This window comes from Glaciimonas sp. GG7 (assembly GCF_052976905.1).
On the sequence record NZ_JBRIIQ010000015.1, the window covers coordinates 45,828 to 65,090 of the forward strand.

General features: G+C 52.0%; 17 protein-coding genes. 6 read left to right on the forward strand and 11 right to left on the reverse strand.

The annotated features are described in order from the left end of the window. Positions 1–164 precede the first annotated feature (164 nt). The 3 genes from ACVBEF_RS05990 to ACVBEF_RS06000 all read left to right on the forward strand — a co-directional run bounded on the left by ACVBEF_RS05990 (position 165) and on the right by ACVBEF_RS06000 (position 5,047). Positions 165–1,406 carry an MdfA family multidrug efflux MFS transporter gene (locus tag ACVBEF_RS05990; protein WP_447123024.1) on the forward strand — a complete coding sequence of 414 codons (1,242 nt, stop codon included), beginning with the start codon at positions 165–167 and terminating at the stop codon, positions 1,404–1,406. 136 nt (positions 1,407–1,542) lie between these two features. Continuing rightward, positions 1,543–2,124 carry a DJ-1/PfpI family protein gene (locus ACVBEF_RS05995; RefSeq protein ID WP_447123025.1) on the forward strand — a complete coding sequence of 194 codons (582 nt, stop codon included), beginning with the start codon at positions 1,543–1,545 and terminating at the stop codon, positions 2,122–2,124. 523 nt (positions 2,125–2,647) lie between these two features. Further along, complete coding sequence (locus ACVBEF_RS06000; protein ID WP_447123026.1) at positions 2,648–5,047, forward strand: hypothetical protein; 2,400 nt, start codon at positions 2,648–2,650, stop codon at positions 5,045–5,047. 200 nt (positions 5,048–5,247) lie between these two features. Here the strand turns inward: ACVBEF_RS06000 and ACVBEF_RS06005 are convergent, their stop codons facing one another. The 4 genes from ACVBEF_RS06005 to ACVBEF_RS06020 all read right to left on the reverse strand — a co-directional run bounded on the left by ACVBEF_RS06005 (position 5,248) and on the right by ACVBEF_RS06020 (position 9,620). Then, positions 5,248–6,597 carry a GntP family permease gene (locus ACVBEF_RS06005; RefSeq protein ID WP_447123027.1) on the reverse strand — a complete coding sequence of 450 codons (1,350 nt, stop codon included), beginning with the start codon at positions 6,595–6,597 and terminating at the stop codon, positions 5,248–5,250. 203 nt (positions 6,598–6,800) lie between these two features. Continuing rightward, positions 6,801–7,184 carry a RidA family protein gene (locus ACVBEF_RS06010; protein ID WP_108442439.1) on the reverse strand — a complete coding sequence of 128 codons (384 nt, stop codon included), beginning with the start codon at positions 7,182–7,184 and terminating at the stop codon, positions 6,801–6,803. 44 nt (positions 7,185–7,228) lie between these two features. Next, positions 7,229–8,707, reverse strand: a complete 1,479-nt coding sequence (locus ACVBEF_RS06015) for an N-acyl-D-amino-acid deacylase family protein (protein ID WP_447123028.1) — start codon at positions 8,705–8,707, stop codon at positions 7,229–7,231. 1 nt (position 8,708) lies between these two features. Then, a complete protein-coding gene (locus tag ACVBEF_RS06020) occupies positions 8,709–9,620 on the reverse strand; it encodes a MurR/RpiR family transcriptional regulator (RefSeq protein ID WP_447123029.1) in 912 nt (303 codons plus the stop codon). Positions 9,621–9,814: 194 nt separating this feature from the next. Between ACVBEF_RS06020 and ACVBEF_RS06025 the strand changes: the two genes are divergently transcribed. Further along, positions 9,815–11,119, forward strand: a complete 1,305-nt coding sequence (locus ACVBEF_RS06025; protein ID WP_447123030.1) for an amino acid deaminase — start codon at positions 9,815–9,817, stop codon at positions 11,117–11,119. Between the two features lie 12 nt (positions 11,120–11,131). Beyond that, positions 11,132–12,109, forward strand: a complete 978-nt coding sequence (locus tag ACVBEF_RS06030; protein ID WP_447123031.1) for a sugar kinase — start codon at positions 11,132–11,134, stop codon at positions 12,107–12,109. Positions 12,110–12,178: 69 nt separating this feature from the next. On the opposite strand, the gene ACVBEF_RS06035 is transcribed toward ACVBEF_RS06030, so the two are convergent. From ACVBEF_RS06035 to ACVBEF_RS06060, 6 genes are all read right to left on the reverse strand, one after another. Further along, positions 12,179–13,747: a 2-isopropylmalate synthase gene (locus ACVBEF_RS06035; RefSeq protein ID WP_447123032.1), complete on the reverse strand. Its 1,569-nt coding sequence runs from the start codon at positions 13,745–13,747 to the stop codon at positions 12,179–12,181. Between the two features lie 113 nt (positions 13,748–13,860). Next, positions 13,861–14,736, reverse strand: coding sequence for a CDP-diacylglycerol--serine O-phosphatidyltransferase (pssA, locus tag ACVBEF_RS06040; RefSeq protein ID WP_447123033.1), 876 nt, complete (start codon positions 14,734–14,736; stop codon positions 13,861–13,863). An 81-nt stretch (positions 14,737–14,817) separates the two neighbouring features. Continuing rightward, a complete protein-coding gene (locus ACVBEF_RS06045; protein WP_447123034.1) occupies positions 14,818–15,456 on the reverse strand; it encodes a phosphatidylserine decarboxylase in 639 nt (212 codons plus the stop codon). 206 nt (positions 15,457–15,662) lie between these two features. Continuing rightward, a complete protein-coding gene (pcaF, locus tag ACVBEF_RS06050; protein WP_447123035.1) occupies positions 15,663–16,865 on the reverse strand; it encodes a 3-oxoadipyl-CoA thiolase in 1,203 nt (400 codons plus the stop codon). A gap of 52 nt (positions 16,866–16,917) precedes the next feature. Beyond that, the gene (locus ACVBEF_RS06055) at positions 16,918–17,556 is read right to left on the reverse strand and encodes a CoA transferase subunit B (RefSeq protein WP_447123036.1); all 639 of its coding nucleotides are present in this window, start codon (positions 17,554–17,556) and stop codon (positions 16,918–16,920) included. Next, positions 17,553–18,239, reverse strand: a complete 687-nt coding sequence (locus tag ACVBEF_RS06060) for a 3-oxoacid CoA-transferase subunit A (RefSeq protein ID WP_447123037.1) — start codon at positions 18,237–18,239, stop codon at positions 17,553–17,555. Before ACVBEF_RS06060 ends, ACVBEF_RS06055 begins: the two co-directional genes overlap by 4 nt. A 267-nt stretch (positions 18,240–18,506) precedes the next feature. Here ACVBEF_RS06060 and ACVBEF_RS06065 point away from each other — a divergent pair, with 267 nt between their 5' ends. After that, positions 18,507–18,779, forward strand: coding sequence for a hypothetical protein (locus ACVBEF_RS06065; RefSeq protein ID WP_447123038.1), 273 nt, complete (start codon positions 18,507–18,509; stop codon positions 18,777–18,779). Positions 18,780–18,836: 57 nt separating this feature from the next. Here ACVBEF_RS06065 and ACVBEF_RS06070 read toward each other — a convergent pair. Beyond that, the coding region (locus ACVBEF_RS06070; protein ID WP_447123039.1) for a porin at positions 18,837–19,263 on the reverse strand (427 nt) is incomplete at its 5' end.

The window sequence follows — 19,263 nt, forward strand, 5'->3', positions numbered from 1 at the left end:
CCATTAGTATGTCGCGCATTATTTACTTCCTCCTTGACCTGCATCAATAAAAGAAACAGATTGAAGAACAAACAAAAGGCGAAATATTTGATCGATAAGCGCACTTCAGCTTGCTTCTGTGCAATCCTTCTGGCTTCAGAATTTTCGCAAAAACGGTTTTACAAATGAACAAAATTTCCACACTTAATCGAACGACATTGTTGTTCCCAATGGCACTGGTGCTATTTGAATTTTCCGTCTACATCGCCAATGACATGATCCAGCCGGGGATGATCGTGGTGACCAAAGAATTCGGTGCCAGCGCGGCTTGGATGGCGTCGGCCATGACTGCCTTTCTAGTGGGCGGCGCAATGTTCCAATGGCTGTTTGGCCCGCTCTCGGATCGGATCGGACGACGTCCGGTGATGCTGGGCGGTACGGTATTTTTTATCCTTGCTTGTCTGGCAACATTATTCTCCGAAAGCATTGAAAGTTTTATCGCCCTGCGCGTGGTGCAAGGTATTGGGCTGTGTTTTATTTCCTCGGTTGGCTACGCCGTGGTGCAAGAAGCTTTTGAAGAAAAAGCTGCCGTCAAACTCACGGCTCTGATGGCTAATGTCGCCTTGATCGCGCCGCTGATCGGCCCAGTTGCAGGCGCGTTCATGATCGAGATGTGGCCGTGGCGGATGGTATTTGTTTTCATCGCAGCGGTCTCAACCATCGCCTTGATCGGCCTGATCTTGCACATGCCGGAAACCGTGCAGCCGCGAAAGGAAAAATTACCGTTGATCCATATCTGGCACGACTATCGCAAGGTATTTTCGAATCGTTATTTTTTGATGGGTGCGCTGTCCATTCCATTGCTTGCGGTGCCGTTGATCGGCTGGATCGCGATGTCACCGCTGATTTTAGTCGCCGATGGGCATTTGAGTGTAGTCGAGTACGGTCTATGGCAAATCCCGGTTTTCGGCTCTCTGATTGCTGGCAATCTTGTTCTCGCCATCAATGCGGATCGCTGGCGACTCGGCAGCTCAGTCAAATATGGTCTTTATCCGATGGTCTGCGGCTTAGGCGTTATGCTGATCGGCTCGCTGATATTCAAAGCGCCCTACTTTCTGGTACTCGGCATTAGTCTGGTGTCTTTCGGAGAAGGCCTGTCCGTCGCCGTACTGGTGCGCTTTACGTTAACCGAAACCACTATCTCAAAAGGTACCGTTGCCGCAGCCATGGGCATGGTCAGCATGGCGATGTACGGCGTGGGCATAGAGCTCTACAAACTGCTGTATTTTCATATCGGCATATTGGGATTTGCGTTGATGTCCATCGTAGTGGGCGTATTGTATTGGCGCTTCTCAAGCATCGTTGTACGACGCGCTATGGCCGCAAGGGTTACTGGCCACGTGCTTAAACAAGGAGCTACGAACTGACCGTGCTTTACTACAAAACAACTATTAACTATTAATACACAACACGCTCACCTACTCTCGCTATAATCATTTGGTCACCATGTCTGCGTGTTACTGCCAACACGCATTTCCTTCACTCCTTACTGAAAGAACTATCATGAGCGCAAAAAAAATCCTGTTTCTGGCTGGTGATTATGTCGAAGACTACGAACTGATGGTGCCATTTCAGGCGTTGCAAATGGTTGGTCATCAGGTTGATGTTGTGTGTCCCGATAAAGCTGCTGGCGCGAGTATCCGCACCGCAATTCACGATTTTGAAGGTGACCAGACGTATAGCGAAAAGCCAGGTCATCGGTTTACCCTCAATGCATCGTTTAGCGATGTCGATGTCAATCATTACGATGCATTGCTCATTCCCGGCGGTCGCGCACCTGAATATCTGCGTCTGAACAAACGCGTAATCGAAATCGTCCAGCAATTCAACGCAGCCAACAAACCGATTGCGGCCGTCTGTCATGGTCCGCAATTGCTGGCCGCAGCTGGCGTACTGAAAGGCAAAACCTGTTCGGCCTATCCGGCCTGTGCGCCGGAAGTAGAACTGGCTGGCGGAACATATGCGGAGATCGATGTCACCGCTGCATATACCGATGGCAATCTGGTGACCGCTCCCGCATGGCCAGCACATCCGGCATGGCTGGCGCAGTTTCTGAAAGTATTAGGCACGCGCATCGAACTGTAGTCATCGCTTCCATGCTCCCTAATTAGGGCTTACGCAAAATCGTCCCGGCAAGGCACGCCGCTGAGGCAGTTTTGCGTTAAGTCCTACTAATAAAAACAGCTTGCAAGACCAAGGTCTTGCAAGCTGTTTTTATGTAAACCCGTCAATTTCGATCGGGACTCAATAAACAAAGGAGAAAATCGCATAGGTATATAGTGATTGCAGATATCCGACACGTGAGCAATAGCGGCACAGAAGCACATAAAGTGATGAGATGACGCATTCAATCCGGGCTTTATGACTATCCAACCCTACACTTACCAATAGGAGTATCGCATTCATGCAGGCAAACACTACACCGAACACAGCCACTTTCCCTACTCCAGGTTATGCCTCACAAATAACCGATCCCAGCAGTTCAAAAACGTTACTCATGCGTTGCAATCTGCGATCCGGAAGCAATACCAACCGTATTATGCTTACCTCCCCTGACCTCACACCACCCACATCGGGAGCCACGCCGCGGTCATCTATCGCCAGCCCTATGGATCCTCAAGACTACTTAGCCGAACTCATTACAAGCGAGGCAATAGCAAGTTTGCCGGAAGAATTGCTGGAAATACCTCAACACATCGTAACAAAGCCGCCACCGACAGCAGACTACCCGGCAATAGCAGATACCCCTACATTTGAAGAATTTACAAACTTATTAGAAAATATAAATAATTATCAATTGGGAGGAACGGCGACAACAGAACAGATAGAAATGGAAGTACAGGCGGAAATACAAGGGGAAACTGCAGCCGCAGCGATGCTGGGAGCTATGCGAGAAACTCTCGTAGATGAGCCGCCGATGGCCGACAACACGCTAATAGTAGCCAACCCGACATTTGAAGAATTCACAAACTTACTAGAAAATTTAACCAGTCATCAATCTGTAGGAATGTCGGCACCTCAAAGTATAGAAACGGAAACAACGACCGAAACGGCAGCAGCAGCAATTCTATTAGCCTTGCAAGAACCCCTCGCAGAAGAAGAGCCTGTCGCGAGCGGCTCAGGAATGCAGAAACCCGTTTATCCGACACCATCTCCGGCGTTTTTAAACATGGCGCAAAAACTTACCAGAGAGACAAACTATCGGGGTTATTTGCTACCTCGATTATTTACTCAAGAAGCGTTAAATCGTTTTATTTCGGAAATACAACCCGTCATCAATAACTCTCTATTCTTCATGGCGCGGCAAGTCAAAAGGGAAAGCAGCGCCATCGCCATCCAACTGCGCAGGAAGAACACAATTTATATGCCTGTGGAAATAGAGAAGCATCAGATTGCCGTGACACTGTATGCGCTGCTGCAGTACCCGGCAGCATTGCGAGGTGAAATTCTGAGCCGGATACCGATCAAAACAGTCATGTATTTATGTGATCTGTCTCAAAACATGCACGAGGGATACAACCTGTTCTATACGTACATGGCCAACCGCGAGCTGTATCACCGGGCGTTCATGGCTACGAAAGTAGATATCGGAAAGATCGAAGAATACACGTATCAAATATTAGACAAAACACAGACACCTAATACGGCAAAGATGTATGACAAACTTCCAGGGATGTACCAGGCTATTACACAATCTGAGAAATTTATTCGTCTAAAAAATATTCGTAATCATTATCCAAACACCCCCCTTTCAGACCACAACATACTTTTGCTGGGACTGCCATTAACTCACCAATCGGAAGATGCAAAAAAAAGACCGACAGAGGCATCCGCGTCTGAAAGCACATCCTCTGCAACTAAACGGAAAACCATTTTTTCTGTCCTTCCTGATGTCACACGTACGCATGATCCGGCTCAGGGCAAGATGACGTCATCGCAACAACACTACCGAGAGTGGGTAGGAAAAATCGTACAGGATTGTCATAAAAAATTCGGTGTCGATGAACAACGCAACATAGAAATTCCGGCCAAAACCTTACTTTCCCGACCCAAACCCATGCGAACAATTCGTTCCTTAACACATGCATTAAGTGACCCGGAGGCATTGAATCAGATCAGCCCTGCGCTGGCCAGTATAAAAACGATTATCAAAAAAAATCCACTAGCACAACAACTCTCCCGGCTTACGCCGCATATGGCAACGATAGCGCAGGACCCGTCTAAAAAAAGCACCCCATCAAATCTGTGTAACGATCAATTGCAGAAAATAAATACAGCAAGCAGAAACGTGCAAACGATCCTTCTTAAAGGACAAAAAGAGATCCAAGAAATACAAAAAATGCAAGCCAGACCGTTGAACCGACCGACTCTATCCAAATCTGCATGTACTGAATCGATCACACCCGAAAATTGGCGTCGCAGCGTAAATGTGGATGCGAAACAAAAGCGCGCAGCGGCAGACTTACCTTGGGCCATCACAGCAAAAATCGGATTTGCACATAACGCTCAGTTTTTTTCAAATAAACATCAAAGCTCGAATGCCGCCGATGAGGCGCAAAAAATATGCGAGAGTCATGCTGATGCTGAAAGAAAAATTTCATCCCAACTGGCTTCTTTTACGGCCAACCAGAACATATTGACAGAGCTCATGCAGCTGAGCGTCGCCTCCCTTCCTCACTGCGTTATTACAGCGCAACAGCAGGCTACTTATGTCCGACAAGAAATCGAAGCAGGCCAGGAAAGAGAGGACATGAATACCGAAAAAGAACTCAACAAACTATTTATTAAATCCAATAAAACAATCAATACCGCTATCGCCGTAACTACCACTTTACCAACAGATGAGGACGTCACAGCAGCGTGGCGACCGCATAGAGCGCAAGCACAGCAATCGGAAAGAACGCGCAGCATATCTGACCTGATCGCTTTTCCTGACATACCTACCAACGATCCAGGAACCGGTCCATCAACAAGTCGCGCTAAAAAGCCGGCACTTCCTTCTGATTAGGCCCAGCAACAAAAAGGCCTGTAGAACCGAATAGTTCTACAGGCCGATCATCCTGGAAACAGCAGTTGACCGCTTCCAGGTATCTATAAGTGTTTGAATAAATTAACTATTACCTGAATCGATACTGTCACCTTTTGGGTGATCACTCTACCAACTACCGCTTCCAGAATCATTCCGGCAAAAATCGTGCCGAAGTATGTTTACACCACCGTAGACAAAGCCAACGTAAAGAGCAAAGCAAGCACTGAAATAAGTGTTTCGCACACGGTCCAGGTTTTGAGCGTTTCAGTCACTGTCATGTTGAAATACTCCTTCACCAGCCAGAAACCGCCATCATTCACATGCGACAGAATCAGGGACCCGGCACCGGTCGCCAACACCATTAACTCCGGACGCGTGCCAGCTACGCTGGAGACAATCGGTGCCACGATCCCGCACGCAGTAATCATCGCCACAGTGGCCGAACCAGTGGCAACCCGAATCAAGGCAGCAACAAACCAACCCAGCACCAGCGGCGATAAATGGGCACTAGTCGCAATGCCGACGATCGAAGTCGAGATACCGCTATCTTTGAGAATCTGACCAAAACCAGCGCCAGCGCCAACGATGAGGGTAATCCCGGCAATCGGAGCCAGACTGTCGGTCGTAAATTTCAGGATCGCTTCACGATTAAAACCGCAGGCTTTACCGAATGTATAAAAACTCACCAAAGCGGCAATTAACAAGGCGATGACCGAATTGCCAATCAAGCGCAAAAATTCGTTAGCGAACGTTTTCGGTGTAAAGAAAACGTCAGCCCAGCTACCCAGCAACATCAACACAACCGGCAACATGATGGTCGCCAGTGTGATGCCCAGACCGGGTAATTTACGCTTGAGGTCAATTTCGACAAACTGCGTCAGGAGTGGATTGTCTGGATTAGGGAAGACGAACTTCGAGATCAGCCTGGCAAACAATGGCCCGGCAATAATAGCCGTCGGAATACCCACTATCAGTGCGTAAATAATGGTGCGTCCGATATCAGCGTTGTAAGCGGTGACCGCATACAGTGCAGCAGGATGCGGCGGAATCAAACCATGGACGACTGACAAACCGGCCACCATCGGAATACCGACCAATATCATCGAAGTCCCGGTACGCTTGGCAACGTTGAAGGCAATTGGAATGAGCAAGACAAAACCGACTTCAAAAAATACCGGCAAGCCCACGATTAACGCCACCACCATCATTGCCCAATGCACGTTCTTCGGGCCAAAGGCACCGATCAAGGTATTGGCAATGCGCTCGGCACCGCCGGACTCGGCCATCATTTTGCCGAACATGGTGCCTAATCCGACCACCAGCGCGATATGGCCAAGTGCGCCACCTACGCCTTTTTCATACGATTTAACGATGCCATCCATTGGCATACCGACTGCGGCTCCTAATATGACGGAGACCACGATCAATACGATGAACGGATTCATCTTGAATTTTGCAATCAATACGATCAACGCAATCACTGCAATCAGTGCGTACGCTAACAGCATGTTCCCCTGAACCATCTCCATTACCTTCTCCTCAATTTTTGCGCTTGCCGCTATAGCGCGGCGAGGCGCTTTTATATCACGTTAAGTAAGGTCGCATAATCGTTTATACGTCGTTGCCCCGCCTGGCCGTACAGCCGTACTGTCTGCGTCGGGACGCCTGGTCTAAACAATGATGCGACCTTACCTAGTCTGCTGTCATTATTATGTTTTTAGCAGCGATGACTTTATCGCTTGAAAGCGATGCAATCGACTTCGACTTTGCAATCGACCACCATAGGGGACTGCACGCAGGCACGCGCAGGAGGATTCGCACCGAAGTATTCTTTGAATACCCGGTTAAAAGATTGAAAATCGCGCGTATCGTCGAGCCAGACCCCGCAACGGACCACATGTTCCGGGCCGTAACCCGCTTCCGCCAGAATCGCCAGCACATTTTTAATTGCCTGATGCGATTGCGCGACGATCCCGCCATCAATGACTTCACCGTTCACAAACGGCACCTGGCCGGAAACATACAGCCAACCATCTGCTTCTACCGCCCGTGCAAATGGTAAATGTTGACCGCCGGTTCCTGAACCACCTTCTACACCGTATCGTTTGATTGTCATTTGTTTCTCCTATAAAAACTATCGATAAATATACTGCTGCAAAACTATTGTGTAAGACTACCGCGTGCCAAAAAGCGTCCCGCACGCTGGCCCGTTGCGACTTTTTCTGCACCACCGCGATACGACAGAACGCCATTGACCCAAACCGCCTCAATCCCATGCGCCGGTTGCATCGGGTCCGTAAATGTGGCCGCGTCGCGGACCGTTTCGGGGTCGAACAGAACCAGATCGGCCCAATACCCTTCCCGTACCAGACCACGCTGGGTCAACCCAAAGCGCTCAGCCGACAAACCGGTCATTTTGTTGATCGCGACGGTCAGCGGAAAGAGTTTTTTCTCCCGACTGTAATACCCCAGCACGCGTGGAAAAGCGCCCCACAAACGCGGATGCGGCAACGGATCATTGGGCAAACCGTCCGAGCCTACCACCGTCGCCGGATGGCTCAGGATGCGATTAACGTCGTCGTCATGCATGCCGTGATACACCGCACCGGCTGGCTGCAAACGCCGGGCCGCCTCAAACAGATCAACACCCCACTCGACTGCGATGGTCGCCAACAGCTTGCCACCCATAGCAGGATACGGCTCGGACCAGGTGACCTGAATATCGAAATTATCGGTGACCTGTTTGAGGTCAAGCGTCGAGGAGCTGGCGGTGTACGGGTAGCAATCGCAACCGACCGGCTGATAGCGCCGGGCCTGCTCCAGTGCGGCCAGTACCTCGCCGCTACGGCCCCAATTGTCAACGCCGGCACATTTCAGATGCGAAATCACCACCGGCACGCGGGCATGCTTGCCGATCCGAAAAGCCTCATCCATCGCCGCCAGAATGTCGGCAAACTCGCTACGCAAATGGGTTGCATAGATTCCTCCGGCGGCGGCCAGCGGCACGGCTAGCGCCATGACTTCGGCGGTCGGTGCACTGATCGCGTTGCCATAGGCCAGGCCGGTACTGAGGCCCAATGCGCCGTGCGCCAATGCTTCACGCAATTGCGCGCACATGGCGGCAATCTCGTCATCGGTCGCAGCGCGATCGAGCCGGTCCATCTGGTTGTTGCGTAATCCGGTGTGGCCGACTAACGCGGCAACATTGACTGACGGCTGCGCTTGATTGACAGCCGTAACGTAGCTGGCAAACGTCGGATAACTGAAATCTTCTGCGTTGCCCAATAAATTCATCGGGTCCGGCGGCGCACCCTTCAGACTGACAGGAGCGGCGCTGATGCCGCAGTTGCCGACCACGACGGTAGTGACGCCTTGCGAGAGTTTGGGCAGCATCTCCGGCTGGCGAATGACGTTGGTGTCGTCATGCGTATGCACATCGATAAAACCGGGGCTTAACACCTTGCCGCTGCCGTCGAATTGATGTGTCGCTTGCCAGGCGTTTAATGCGCCGACGGCTGCAATCTGCACGATGCGACCATCGTCGAGCGCGACATCGGCATAAAAAGGCGGCGCGCCACTGCCGTCGATGAGCGATACATTACGGATCAGGGTGTCGCAACTACTGCGGTCTGTCTTCATATCAATCTCCTAGCGGTTCACGGTTACTGCCACCACGGTGCACATCGAGCGTAAATTTCAAGCGCCGCAGCAGTTCCTGACTGTGCTCTTTTTGTAGCAGCGCCAGCTCAGCCATCAACACATCAAGCACCATCATCATGGCGTAGCGCGACGACGATGGCTTGAAAATGAAATCTGTTTCTAATGACTTGATCGGTAGCAACACGTCGGCCATTGCCGCCAAGGGCGACCCCAGTGCAGTGATCGCGATCAGCCGCACGCCATACTCCTTGGCAACCGCACAACTAGCCAGCAATTCCGGCACGTTACCGCTGCTTGACAGCGCCAACACCACGTCATTTTTATCCAGCGTGGCGGCCACCATCCGCTGCAACAGGGCGTCGTGATAGGTCGCCGCTGGCCTGCCTAAGCGCACCAGCCGGTAGCGCGCTTCGTCCGATAACATCGTTGATCCGCCGCCCATGCCGAAGGCGTAAATCATGCGTGCGTCCAACAATAATTGTGCGGCACGCTGCAATGCTTCCTGATTGAGCATGGCGTGATTGACTTCCAGCACACTGCCGATATCGGCGTAAATAATGTCTGCAATTTGCGGCACACGCCCCTCTTCGGATGGCGTTTCTGCACGCAAAAATCGCTCTCCGATGGCAGCAGCCTGTCCCAGTTTCATTTTCAGATCGCGGACATCGCGGCAGCCCACCGCCTTGGCAAAACGGGTCACGCTAGCTTGACTGACCCCGGCCAGTGTCGCCAGCGTATGGATGCTGACCTCAGCAGCCTGCGCCAGATCGCCCAAAATCGTTTGCGCGACCTTTTGCTCGGCCAGGCGCAATTGCCCACTGCGTTCGGAAATACGCGAGACGATATCAAACGTCGCTGTCGCGATCACTGTGTGCTCCGATGGAGCTGACATACGTCTATCCTTATCTAAAATAAGACCTATCCTAAGGAACTCACTTGACTAATTTGAATCCGACCTTACCACGCGCGCAATACATTTTGTGGTACTTTATAACATAAGCCATATATTTACAATTTACGAATGAACAATACGGATTATTCCTATAAAAAAAATAGAAATATCCAATTTAAATGAGGAAATTATTAATGAATGATACAAACTATCACGACGCTATCACCAATCAAATTACCGATCCGATTATCGGCTCTCTGAACAAAGGTCTGGGCACACTTCAACAGCCGCTGCCCACCTCTTCCATCAAAAATTTGCACTGGAATTTGCTATGCGAAGACGTCAGCCTGCCAACCGCTGTTTTGTATGAAGTGCGGCTGCAACATAATCTCGAATGGATGCAAGAGTTTGTCTCGGAGTACGGCGTCAAACTAGCGCCGCACGGCAAAACCACGATGGCCCCGAAATTGTTTGCGCGCCAATTGGCGGGTGGCGCATGGGGTATTACGCTGGCGACCGCGCATCAAACCAAGGTTGCCTACGCGCACGGTGTGCGTCGCGTGATCATGGCCAATCAATTGGTCGGCAAACAAAATATGGCGGTCATTTCGGCCATGCTGGACGATCCATCGTTTGAGTTTTGCTGTCTGGTGGACTCCGCCGAGGGTGTGGCATTACTGGGTGCGTTCTTTAAAGCGCGCAATCAAAAACTCCACGTCTTGCTGGAATTAGGAGCTGACGGCGGTCGCACCGGCGTGCGCGACGCCGCGCAACAAAGTGCCGTATTGGCAGCCATCGGCGAATGGAAAGATGCCATCGTGCTGGCCGGTGTTGAGCTGTATGAAGGCGTACTAAAAGAAGAAGCCGACATCCGGCAGTTTCTGCAACGCGCGGTACGCTGCGCCCAGGAGCTGGCGCAGACCGGGCAATTTGCCGAGCGTGCAAGCCTGCGCCCAGTCATTCTTACCGGTGCCGGATCGGCCTGGTATGACGTCGTGGCGGAAGAGTTTTCCAAAGCCGATATCGGCTTGCCGCTGGACGTGATCCTGCGCCCGGGCTGCTATCTGACCCATGACGTCGGCGTCTACCGTGCCTCACAAGCGCAGATTGAGACCCGCAATCCGGTCGCCCGTGAAATGCGCTCGAGCTTGCTCCCGGCTTTACAACTATGGGCCTACGTGCAATCGATACCCGAGTCCGATAAAGCCATCATCGCGCTCGGCAAACGGGATGCCGCCTTCGATGCCGGACTGCCGCTGCCAGCGAGGCATTACCGCCCTGGCGTGGGCTTGCCTTCTCCCACCCCTGAACACTGGGAAGTGACCGGGATGATGGATCAGCATGCTTATATGCGCATCGCCGTTGGCGACGATATCAAAGTCGGCGATATGATTGCTTTCGATATTTCACACCCTTGCCTGACTTTCGACAAATGGCGTCAAGTCGCCGTTGTCAGTCCTGACTACGATGTCATTGATATCGTTCAGACCTTCTTCTGACGGATCTATACCATGCTTGAAACCAATAACAACAGCACGCCAGACATCCTGGCCTACGGTGAGGCGATGGTTGAGTTTAATCAACGCAATCAACACATGAACAATCCGGCTGGATTTGGCGAGCTGGGTGATCCGCGTTTGTATTTGCAAGGCTTTGGTGGCGATACGTCCAATTTCGCCATTGCCGCTGCACGTCAGGGCGCGCGCAGCGGTTACATCAGCGCCTTGGGCAATGACAGCTTTGGTCGCCAGCTACGCGATCTCTGGCAAGCTGAACAGGTTGATGCAACTCATGTTGAGACGCATCCTCATGCCGCTACCGGGGTCTATTTTGTCTCGCACGATGCGGATGGTCACCATTTCGACTATCTCCGTAGCGGCTCTGCTGCCAGCCTTTACCAAAGCGTGCAACTACCGCTAGAGACAATCGCGGCGGCCAAAGTATTGCACCTGTCCGGGATCAGTCTGGCTATCAGTGAGAGTGCCTGTGATGCGGGTCTGGCGGCGATGCAGTATGCCCGCAACAACGGCGTGCATACCTCGCTAGACACCAATCTACGCCTGCGCTTGTGGCCACTGGAACGGGCCCGCGCCAAGATGCGGCAAGCGTTTGCGCTGTGCGATATTTGCCTGCCTAGCTGGGATGACGTCCATGCCCTCACCGGTCTCGATGACCGGGATGCCATCGTCGATGAACTGCTATCTTACGGGATGGGCTTGATTGCCTTCAAACTCGGGGCTGAAGGCTGTTATGTCGCCACCAGAGACGAGCGACGATTAGTTCCGGCTTATCCGGTTGCCGCGCTTGATGCAACCGGTGCGGGAGATTGTTTCGGCGGTGCGTTTATTGCGCGCATTGTTGCTGGCGATGATCCTTTCACAGCGGCGCGCTATGCCAATATGACGGCGGCATTATCGACGTTGGGATATGGAGCGGTCGCACCAATTCCGGTTAAGGCGGTAGTGCTTGAGGCACTCCGCACTGCATAAAAAATCCGTTCGTACTGAGTAGCCCTACTCAGTACGAACGGAGTTTTTAGTATTTTGATTACAACTAAGTTACACCTGCGGACTCAATTTCTCTGCCCGCGTATGCAACTTGTTGAGCGCAGTCAGATACGCCTTAGCCGAGGCCACCACGATATCAAGATCAGCACCAACGCCATTGACGATACGCCCGGCCTTAGACAAACGCATCGTGACCTCACCTTGCGACTGCGTGCCAGTGGTAATCGCATTGACCGAGAACAACAACAGTTCAGCCGCACTCGCCACCTGCGTCTCAATGGCGTTCACAATCGCATCCACCGGGCCATTGCCCTGCCCTTCACAGGTCACCTCTTTACCGTCAATCGAGAACACGACTTTGGCAGTCGGCTTCTCGCCGGTTTCAGAGTGCTGTGACAGGGAGACGAAACGATAGTATTCGCTCTCATGCGACTGCTGCTCGTGCGTGACCAAGGCAATAATATCTTCGTCAAAAATATCCGACTTCTGGTCTGCCAGTTCTTTAAAGCGCGAAAAAGCAGCGTTGACTTCAGTTTCAGAATCGAGCGCGATGCCAAGGTCATGCAGGCGCTGCTTAAAGGCATTGCGCCCCGATAATTTACCGAGAACGATTTTATTGGCACTCCAGCCCACATCTTCGGCACGCATGATTTCATAGGTATCGCGGGCTTTCAACACGCCGTCCTGATGAATCCCGGAAGCATGCGCAAATGCATTCGCGCCAACGATGGCCTTATTCGGCTGCACGATAAAACCGGTGATTTGCGATACCAGTCGCGAGGCTGGGAGAATCTGGGTAGTGTCGATACCGATGTCGAGATGAAAGTAATCGCGCCGGGTTTTGACCGCCATCACAATTTCTTCCAGTGCAGTATTGCCAGCACGTTCACCAAGGCCATTGATCGTACATTCAACCTGCCGCGCCCCACCGATCATGACGCCAGCGAGCGAGTTGGCAACCGCCATCCCCAGATCGTTATGACAATGTACCGACCAGATCGCCTTATCCGAATTAGGAATGCGTTCACGCACGGTTTTCAGCATCTGACCGAACAGTTCCGGCACGCCATAACCGACCGTATCGGCGAAGTTAATCGTGGTCGCGCCTTCGGCAATCACCGCCTCCAGTACACGGCACAGAAAATCGATGTCTGAGCGGCTGCTATCTTCTGGTGTGAACTCAACATCATCGGTGAATTGACGCGCATAACGGACCGCCATTTTGGCTTGCTCAAACACCTGATCCGGGCTCATCCGCAATTTCTTTTCCATATGCAAGGGCGAGGTCGCCAGAAAAGTATGGATGCGCTTGCGCTCTGCTGGCTTCAACGCTTCGGCAGAGCGGGCAATGTCTTTGTCATTGGCGCGCGAGAGCGAACAGATGGTTGAATCCTTGACGATTCCTGCAATCGCCTTGATCGCCTCAAAATCACCCGGCGAAGCTGCCGCAAATCCTGCCTCAATCACGTCAACCTTCATCCGCTCCAATTGCCTGGCAATCCGGATTTTTTCGTCCTTGGTCATGGATGCGCCGGGCGACTGCTCGCCATCACGCAAAGTGGTGTCAAAGATGATCAGTTTTTCGGGTGGATTGAGTCGATTCGGCTCATTGACGACCATGCTGTGCTCCTGAATATATTTTTGAAAGATCTACAAATATACTCTTTTACACAGTAAAAAACCGCCTGGAAAACCACGGCGGCTGTGTGTATTCTTTAAAGTCTGGCGATTATTTACTTTTCATCAGACTCATGTTCAGTCTGCAAAATACTGACTGGTTTACCTTTGAATAAGCGCCACCCATAGACGCCCAAACCGGACAATCCGTACAACACAAACAAACCGAATAAAACCTTCGATGGCGCGCTGGAAATGACGACCATCACCAGCACAACGACAAAAGCGACGATAAATGGCACTGGTTTGCGCAAATTAATATCTTTAAAGCTATAAAAAGGCACGTTAGTCACCATCGTCAGGCCAGCGTACAAGGTGATTGCCCATGCGGCCCAACTCAAGTCGGTACCGACAAAACCTAAGTCATCCATAATCCAGACGAAACCCGCCACTAACGCTGCCGCAGCAGGACTCGGCAAGCCCTGGAAATAGCGCTTATCAACCACCGTGATATTCGTATTGAAGCGCGCCAGACGCAAAGCAGCCCCGGCGCAATAGACAAATGCAGCAAGCCAGCCCAGCTTGCCCATGCCGCGCAATGACCATTCGTAGACGACTAATGCGGGTGCGGCACCGAAGGAAACCATGTCCGACAAACTGTCATACTGCGCGCCAAATTCACTTTGGGTATTGGTCATCCGTGCCACACGGCCATCCAGACTATCGAGCACCATTGCCGCAAAAATCGCAATCGATGCATAGTCGAACTTCAAATTCATTGCCATGACGATGGCATAGAAGCCACAGAACAGCGCTGCGGTGGTAAATGCATTTGGCAACAAATACACACCACGACGCCGCAAACTCGGGCGTACCGGCCCCTCGTTCTCATCGTCGTCCTGATATGACGTACGCAAAGCATTTTTTGTACGCAATGTCTTGGGGAACTGTGTGACGTTATTCTTCGTCTTGCGACGGGGGAAATTAGCCATGTAGCATCCTTTTCAATCTATAAAAAAACGATGGCAGCGTGTTAAAACTGTCGCTGCCATTCAAAACTAGCTTATGAAAGCTTAAAACTCAGCCAGAATCGTTTCAGTCGCCGACACTTTGTCGCCTACGGCAACCTTCGGTGTCGCGGTCAACGGCAGATAAACATCGACCCGCGAACCAAAACGGATAAAACCGTAACGCTGTCCACGTTCCAGTACATCGGCGACCTTGACATAACAAAGGATACGGCGCGCAATCAAACCAGCAACTTGCACACAAGTAACGGTTTGACCGTTGGCGGCAGTGATAACTAAAGCATTACGCTCGTTTTCAGTCGAGGCCTTATCGAGATCGGCGTTGACGAACTTGCCGGGGAAGTATTGCACCGTTTCGATCTTGCCATCGACCGGGGCGCGATTCGAATGGACGTTAAAGACGTTCATAAAGACACTGATTTTCAGCGCTTCACGATTGGCGTAAGGATCATGGGCTTTTTCGACCACGACAATACGACCGTCTGCAGGAGAAATAACTGCGCCAGGCTGTTGTGGGATCACCCGAGGTGGGTCGCGGAAAAATTGCAATACAAATAATGCAATGATCCAAAAAGGAATCGACCAGCCAATTGACATATAAGTCACTAGCAAGGCCACCGCAAACGCAATGGCTAAAAACGGCCAACCTTCGCGGGCGATAATAGGATGTGGATAATTATTCAACTTCGCTCCGGGATTGTCTTAAAGAAATGATGGAATTTTAATAGCGTGGCTATTCTAGTCGAGGGAGGGGTAAATGTAACCTTTTGCTTGGTAATCGGCTGGAAAACGCACTAATTTCCTGAAATCAAAATAATTGAGGCCTCCCGCAGGAGGCCTCAAAAATACGGCTTATGTTGATTTAACGACAACCACGATCTGGCAATCGATTAAACCCGTTCGATAATCAACGCAATTCCCTGACCAACACCAATACACATCGTGCACAGAGCATACCGCCCACCAGTGCGATGCAACTGATACATCGCCGTAGTGACCAGTCGCGCACCACTCATGCCAAGCGGATGGCCGAGAGCAATCGCGCCGCCATTCGGATTAACCCGCGGGTCGTTGTCTTGCAAGCCCAGCATGCGCAAGACTGCCAGGCCTTGCGCAGCAAATGCCTCGTTCAATTCGATCACATCCATCTGGTCGAGCGTCATGCCTACTTGCTGTAATAATTTTTGCACCGCCGGTGCCGGGCCGATACCCATGACACGCGGTGCAACGCCAGCTGTCGCCATGCCGACGATGCGCGCTTTTGGCGTCAGACCATGCTGCCGGGCAGCCGCTTCGCTAGCCAGCAACAGCGCGCAAGCACCATCGTTGACGCCGGAAGCATTGCCAGCGGTGACCGTGCCATCAGGTCGCACCACACCCTTGAGTTTCGCCAGCGTCTCGATACTGGTCAGGCGTGGATGTTCGTCCTGCAAGAAGGTGATGGCATCGCCTTTTTTAGGCTGAATAATGACGGGCGTGATTTCTTCGGCTAGCGTGCCGTTCTGTTGTGCTGCCGCAGTTTTAGTCTGGCTGGCGAAGGCAAACAGATCTTGATCGGCACGACTGATGTTGTAATCGGTGGCGACATTTTCAGCGGTCTCCGGCATCGCATCGACACCGTACAGCGCTTGCATCAACGGATTAGGAAAACGCCAGCCGATGGTGGTGTCAAAAATTGCCGCGCTACGCGCAAACGCGCTATCGGACTTGCCCATGACAAATGGCGCACGCGTCATCGATTCCGCACCACCGGCCAGCATCAGGCTGGTATCACCGGCCCTGATAGCGCGCGCGGCCGTGCCGACCGCATCCATGCCGGAGCCGCATAAGCGGTTGATGGTCGATCCCGGCACGTCCTGCGGCAAGCCCGCCAGCAATGCCGACATACGCGCCACATTGCGGTTGTCTTCACCGGCCTGATTGGCACAGCCGTAAATCACATCCTGCACCGCGCTCCAGTCCACGTTGGGATTACGCGCCATCAAGGCACGCAACGGAATCGCGCCAAGGTCATCGGCGCGGATATCCTTAAGAGCACCGCCGTAACGGCCAATAGGGGTACGAATGGCGTCGCAAATGTAGGCTTCAATCATGATTTGAATGGGTGATTTAGATTATTCAATAGTGGCTCGAAATACTGACGCGTCACGCTTGCAGCAGGGGCACACCGGTAATTTTTTGTAGTTCTTGAAAAGAAATATCGGCAACGATTTCACGCACGCGCAAACCCTGCGGCGTGACATCAAGCACCGCCAGGTCGGTATAAATCCGGTTCACGCAACCGATGCCTGTGAGTGGGTAGCTGCATTGCGCCACGATCTTGCTCTCACCGCTTTTGGTTTGATGCTCCATCATCACAAACACCTGCTTAGCACCAATCGCCAGATCCATCGCCCCGCCCACAGCCGGAATCGCGTCCGCCGCGCCGGTATGCCAGTTCGCCAGATCGCCCGTGGCCGACACCTGAAAAGCACCCAGCACGCAAATATCCAGATGACCGCCGCGCATCATCGCAAACGAATCGCCATGATGGAAATACGCGCCGCCTGCCAACAGCGTGACCGGCTGCTTACCGGCATTGATCAAGTCTTCATCTTCCTGACCGGGTTCCGGGGCCGGGCCCATGCCCAGCAAACCGTTTTCGCTATGCAGAAAAACTTCGCGCTCACTCGGCAAATAGTTGGCAACCTTGGTCGGCAGTCCGATCCCCAGATTGACATACGCCCCTTCGGGAATATCGGAGGCCACGCGCGCTGCGATTTGATCTCGGGTAAAACGCTTCATGCTGCACTCCTTTGCGTCTCGGCGGTTGCCAGCACGACGCGCTGAACAAAAATACCCGGGGTGATGATCGCTTCCGGATCAAGCTCTCCCAATTCGACCACTTTTGTGACTTGTGCAATCGTACATTTGGCCGCCATCGCCATGATGGGGCCGAAGTTGCGCCCGGTCTTGCGATACACCAGATTGCCCCAGCGGTCGCCCTGATGCGCCTTGATCAACGCAAAGTCGGCATGAATCGGCGACTCCAACACATAATTGCGGCCATCGATCATTCTGGTTTCCTTGCCTTCGGCCAGCAATGTACCGTAACCGGTCGGCGAAAAAAAGCCGCCGATACCCGCACCGGCAGCACGAATCCGCTCTGCCAGATTGCCTTGCGGCGTCAGTTCCAGCACGATTTCACCAGCGTGGTACAGCGCGTCAAACTCATACGAATCGGCCTGACGCGGAAACGAGCAAATAATTTTGCGCACCCGCTTAGCCTTGAGCAAGGCGGCCAGCCCGGTGTCCCCGTTGCCGGCATTGTTATTGACGATAGTGAGGTCACGCGCCCCTTGCACAATCAGCGCATCGATCAGGGCCGCTGGCATACCGGCATTGCCAAATCCGCCGATCATGATAGTCGCACCATCCTGCACACCGGCGACGGCGGCTTCTAGTGAAGCAAATATTTTATTGATCACGTTTGCATCTCCTGCATTGAATTATCCGTTTCTAAAAAACTGCCCGACGCCGCAAACAAGCTTCAATTCCAGACATGAGGAACGCAGTTTAGCTTGAAAGCCAGAGTGAATATTATTTCTAAAATGGAAATAATATATTTCTATTTTTGCTGTTTTTGTAAATTGTTAAAACAAATACAATGTGACCATCCTACATTGACAGGGCTTACGCAATATCAGGTATTGCCTTGGGATACCAAGCTTTCACTCATCTCTAAGAAAACCATCATGAACATCAAACATATTTCAGCAGGACTCGTACTATTGGCAATCGTCGGTATCGCATCTGCAAGCACGTTCGCGCCAACAGTCAACGGTGATAACGTCGTTATTGCGCAGCCTGCGACTGACCAAGGCGTCAATACATCCGGCGATGCCTATCCTGTCACCGTCGCATTACCATCCACATTGACCCGGCAACAAGTGCAAGCTGATTTTAGAGAAGCAAACCGACGGTCTGCTAACCGTTTTAGCTATGCTGAATTAGTCTTTTTGCGCTGACGTCATATAGTTCTGAATGGTCTGTCCGTCGCCGGGCAAACCACTTTGCCAGCTATCTTAAAAAGTATGACGAATACCTGTCATGACACCAGCCTGATTCAACCCGACACCCACCGTACCGCCTGCATCCAACGCGACCGCTGCGGAACCGGCATTCTGGATATACCCGAGCGATGTATACAGCGCCGTGCGTTTCGACAAGTTGTACGTCACACGCGCTACAGACAAGGTCGAGACCTTGGCGGTATCCTTGATTTTCAAGCGTGACACCTGTGCGTCCAGTACCCAGTAACTGGCAAATGGATAGCTGACGCCTAAGTAATACAAATCAGAATGGGTCGCTGTAGCGGCCTCTATCTTGCGGTCAACCAGACCCGCACCGATTTTGGTCAGGCCCAGCATGAGGTAACCATTCAATGACACACGTTGATCGTGGTAATTGCTGCTGGTGAGTCCCGCTGCGGCTCCCGGGCCACCGTAAAGA

What these genes read in the sequence shown, in the direction of transcription:
- pcaF (WP_447123035.1), bottom strand. Translation starts at nt 16,865, where the DNA reads ATGATTGAAGCCTACATTTGCGACGCCATTCGTACCCCTATTGGCCGT.
- ACVBEF_RS06030 (WP_447123031.1), top strand. Translation starts at nt 11,132, where the DNA reads ATGCTTGAAACCAATAACAACAGCACGCCAGACATCCTGGCCTACGGT.
- ACVBEF_RS06015 (WP_447123028.1), bottom strand. Translation starts at nt 8,707, where the DNA reads ATGAAGACAGACCGCAGTAGTTGCGACACCCTGATCCGTAATGTATCG.
- ACVBEF_RS06035 (WP_447123032.1), bottom strand. Translation starts at nt 13,747, where the DNA reads ATGGTCGTCAATGAGCCGAATCGACTCAATCCACCCGAAAAACTGATC.
- ACVBEF_RS06025 (WP_447123030.1), top strand. Translation starts at nt 9,815, where the DNA reads ATGAATGATACAAACTATCACGACGCTATCACCAATCAAATTACCGAT.
- ACVBEF_RS06000 (WP_447123026.1), top strand. Translation starts at nt 2,648, where the DNA reads ATGGATCCTCAAGACTACTTAGCCGAACTCATTACAAGCGAGGCAATA.
- ACVBEF_RS06010 (WP_108442439.1), bottom strand. Translation starts at nt 7,184, where the DNA reads ATGACAATCAAACGATACGGTGTAGAAGGTGGTTCAGGAACCGGCGGT.
- ACVBEF_RS05995 (WP_447123025.1), top strand. Translation starts at nt 1,543, where the DNA reads ATGAGCGCAAAAAAAATCCTGTTTCTGGCTGGTGATTATGTCGAAGAC.
- ACVBEF_RS05990 (WP_447123024.1), top strand. Translation starts at nt 165, where the DNA reads ATGAACAAAATTTCCACACTTAATCGAACGACATTGTTGTTCCCAATG.
- ACVBEF_RS06020 (WP_447123029.1), bottom strand. Translation starts at nt 9,620, where the DNA reads ATGTCAGCTCCATCGGAGCACACAGTGATCGCGACAGCGACGTTTGAT.
- ACVBEF_RS06065 (WP_447123038.1), top strand. Translation starts at nt 18,507, where the DNA reads ATGAACATCAAACATATTTCAGCAGGACTCGTACTATTGGCAATCGTC.
- ACVBEF_RS06005 (WP_447123027.1), bottom strand. Translation starts at nt 6,597, where the DNA reads ATGGAGATGGTTCAGGGGAACATGCTGTTAGCGTACGCACTGATTGCA.
- pssA (WP_447123033.1), bottom strand. Translation starts at nt 14,736, where the DNA reads ATGGCTAATTTCCCCCGTCGCAAGACGAAGAATAACGTCACACAGTTC.
- ACVBEF_RS06055 (WP_447123036.1), bottom strand. Translation starts at nt 17,556, where the DNA reads ATGAAGCGTTTTACCCGAGATCAAATCGCAGCGCGCGTGGCCTCCGAT.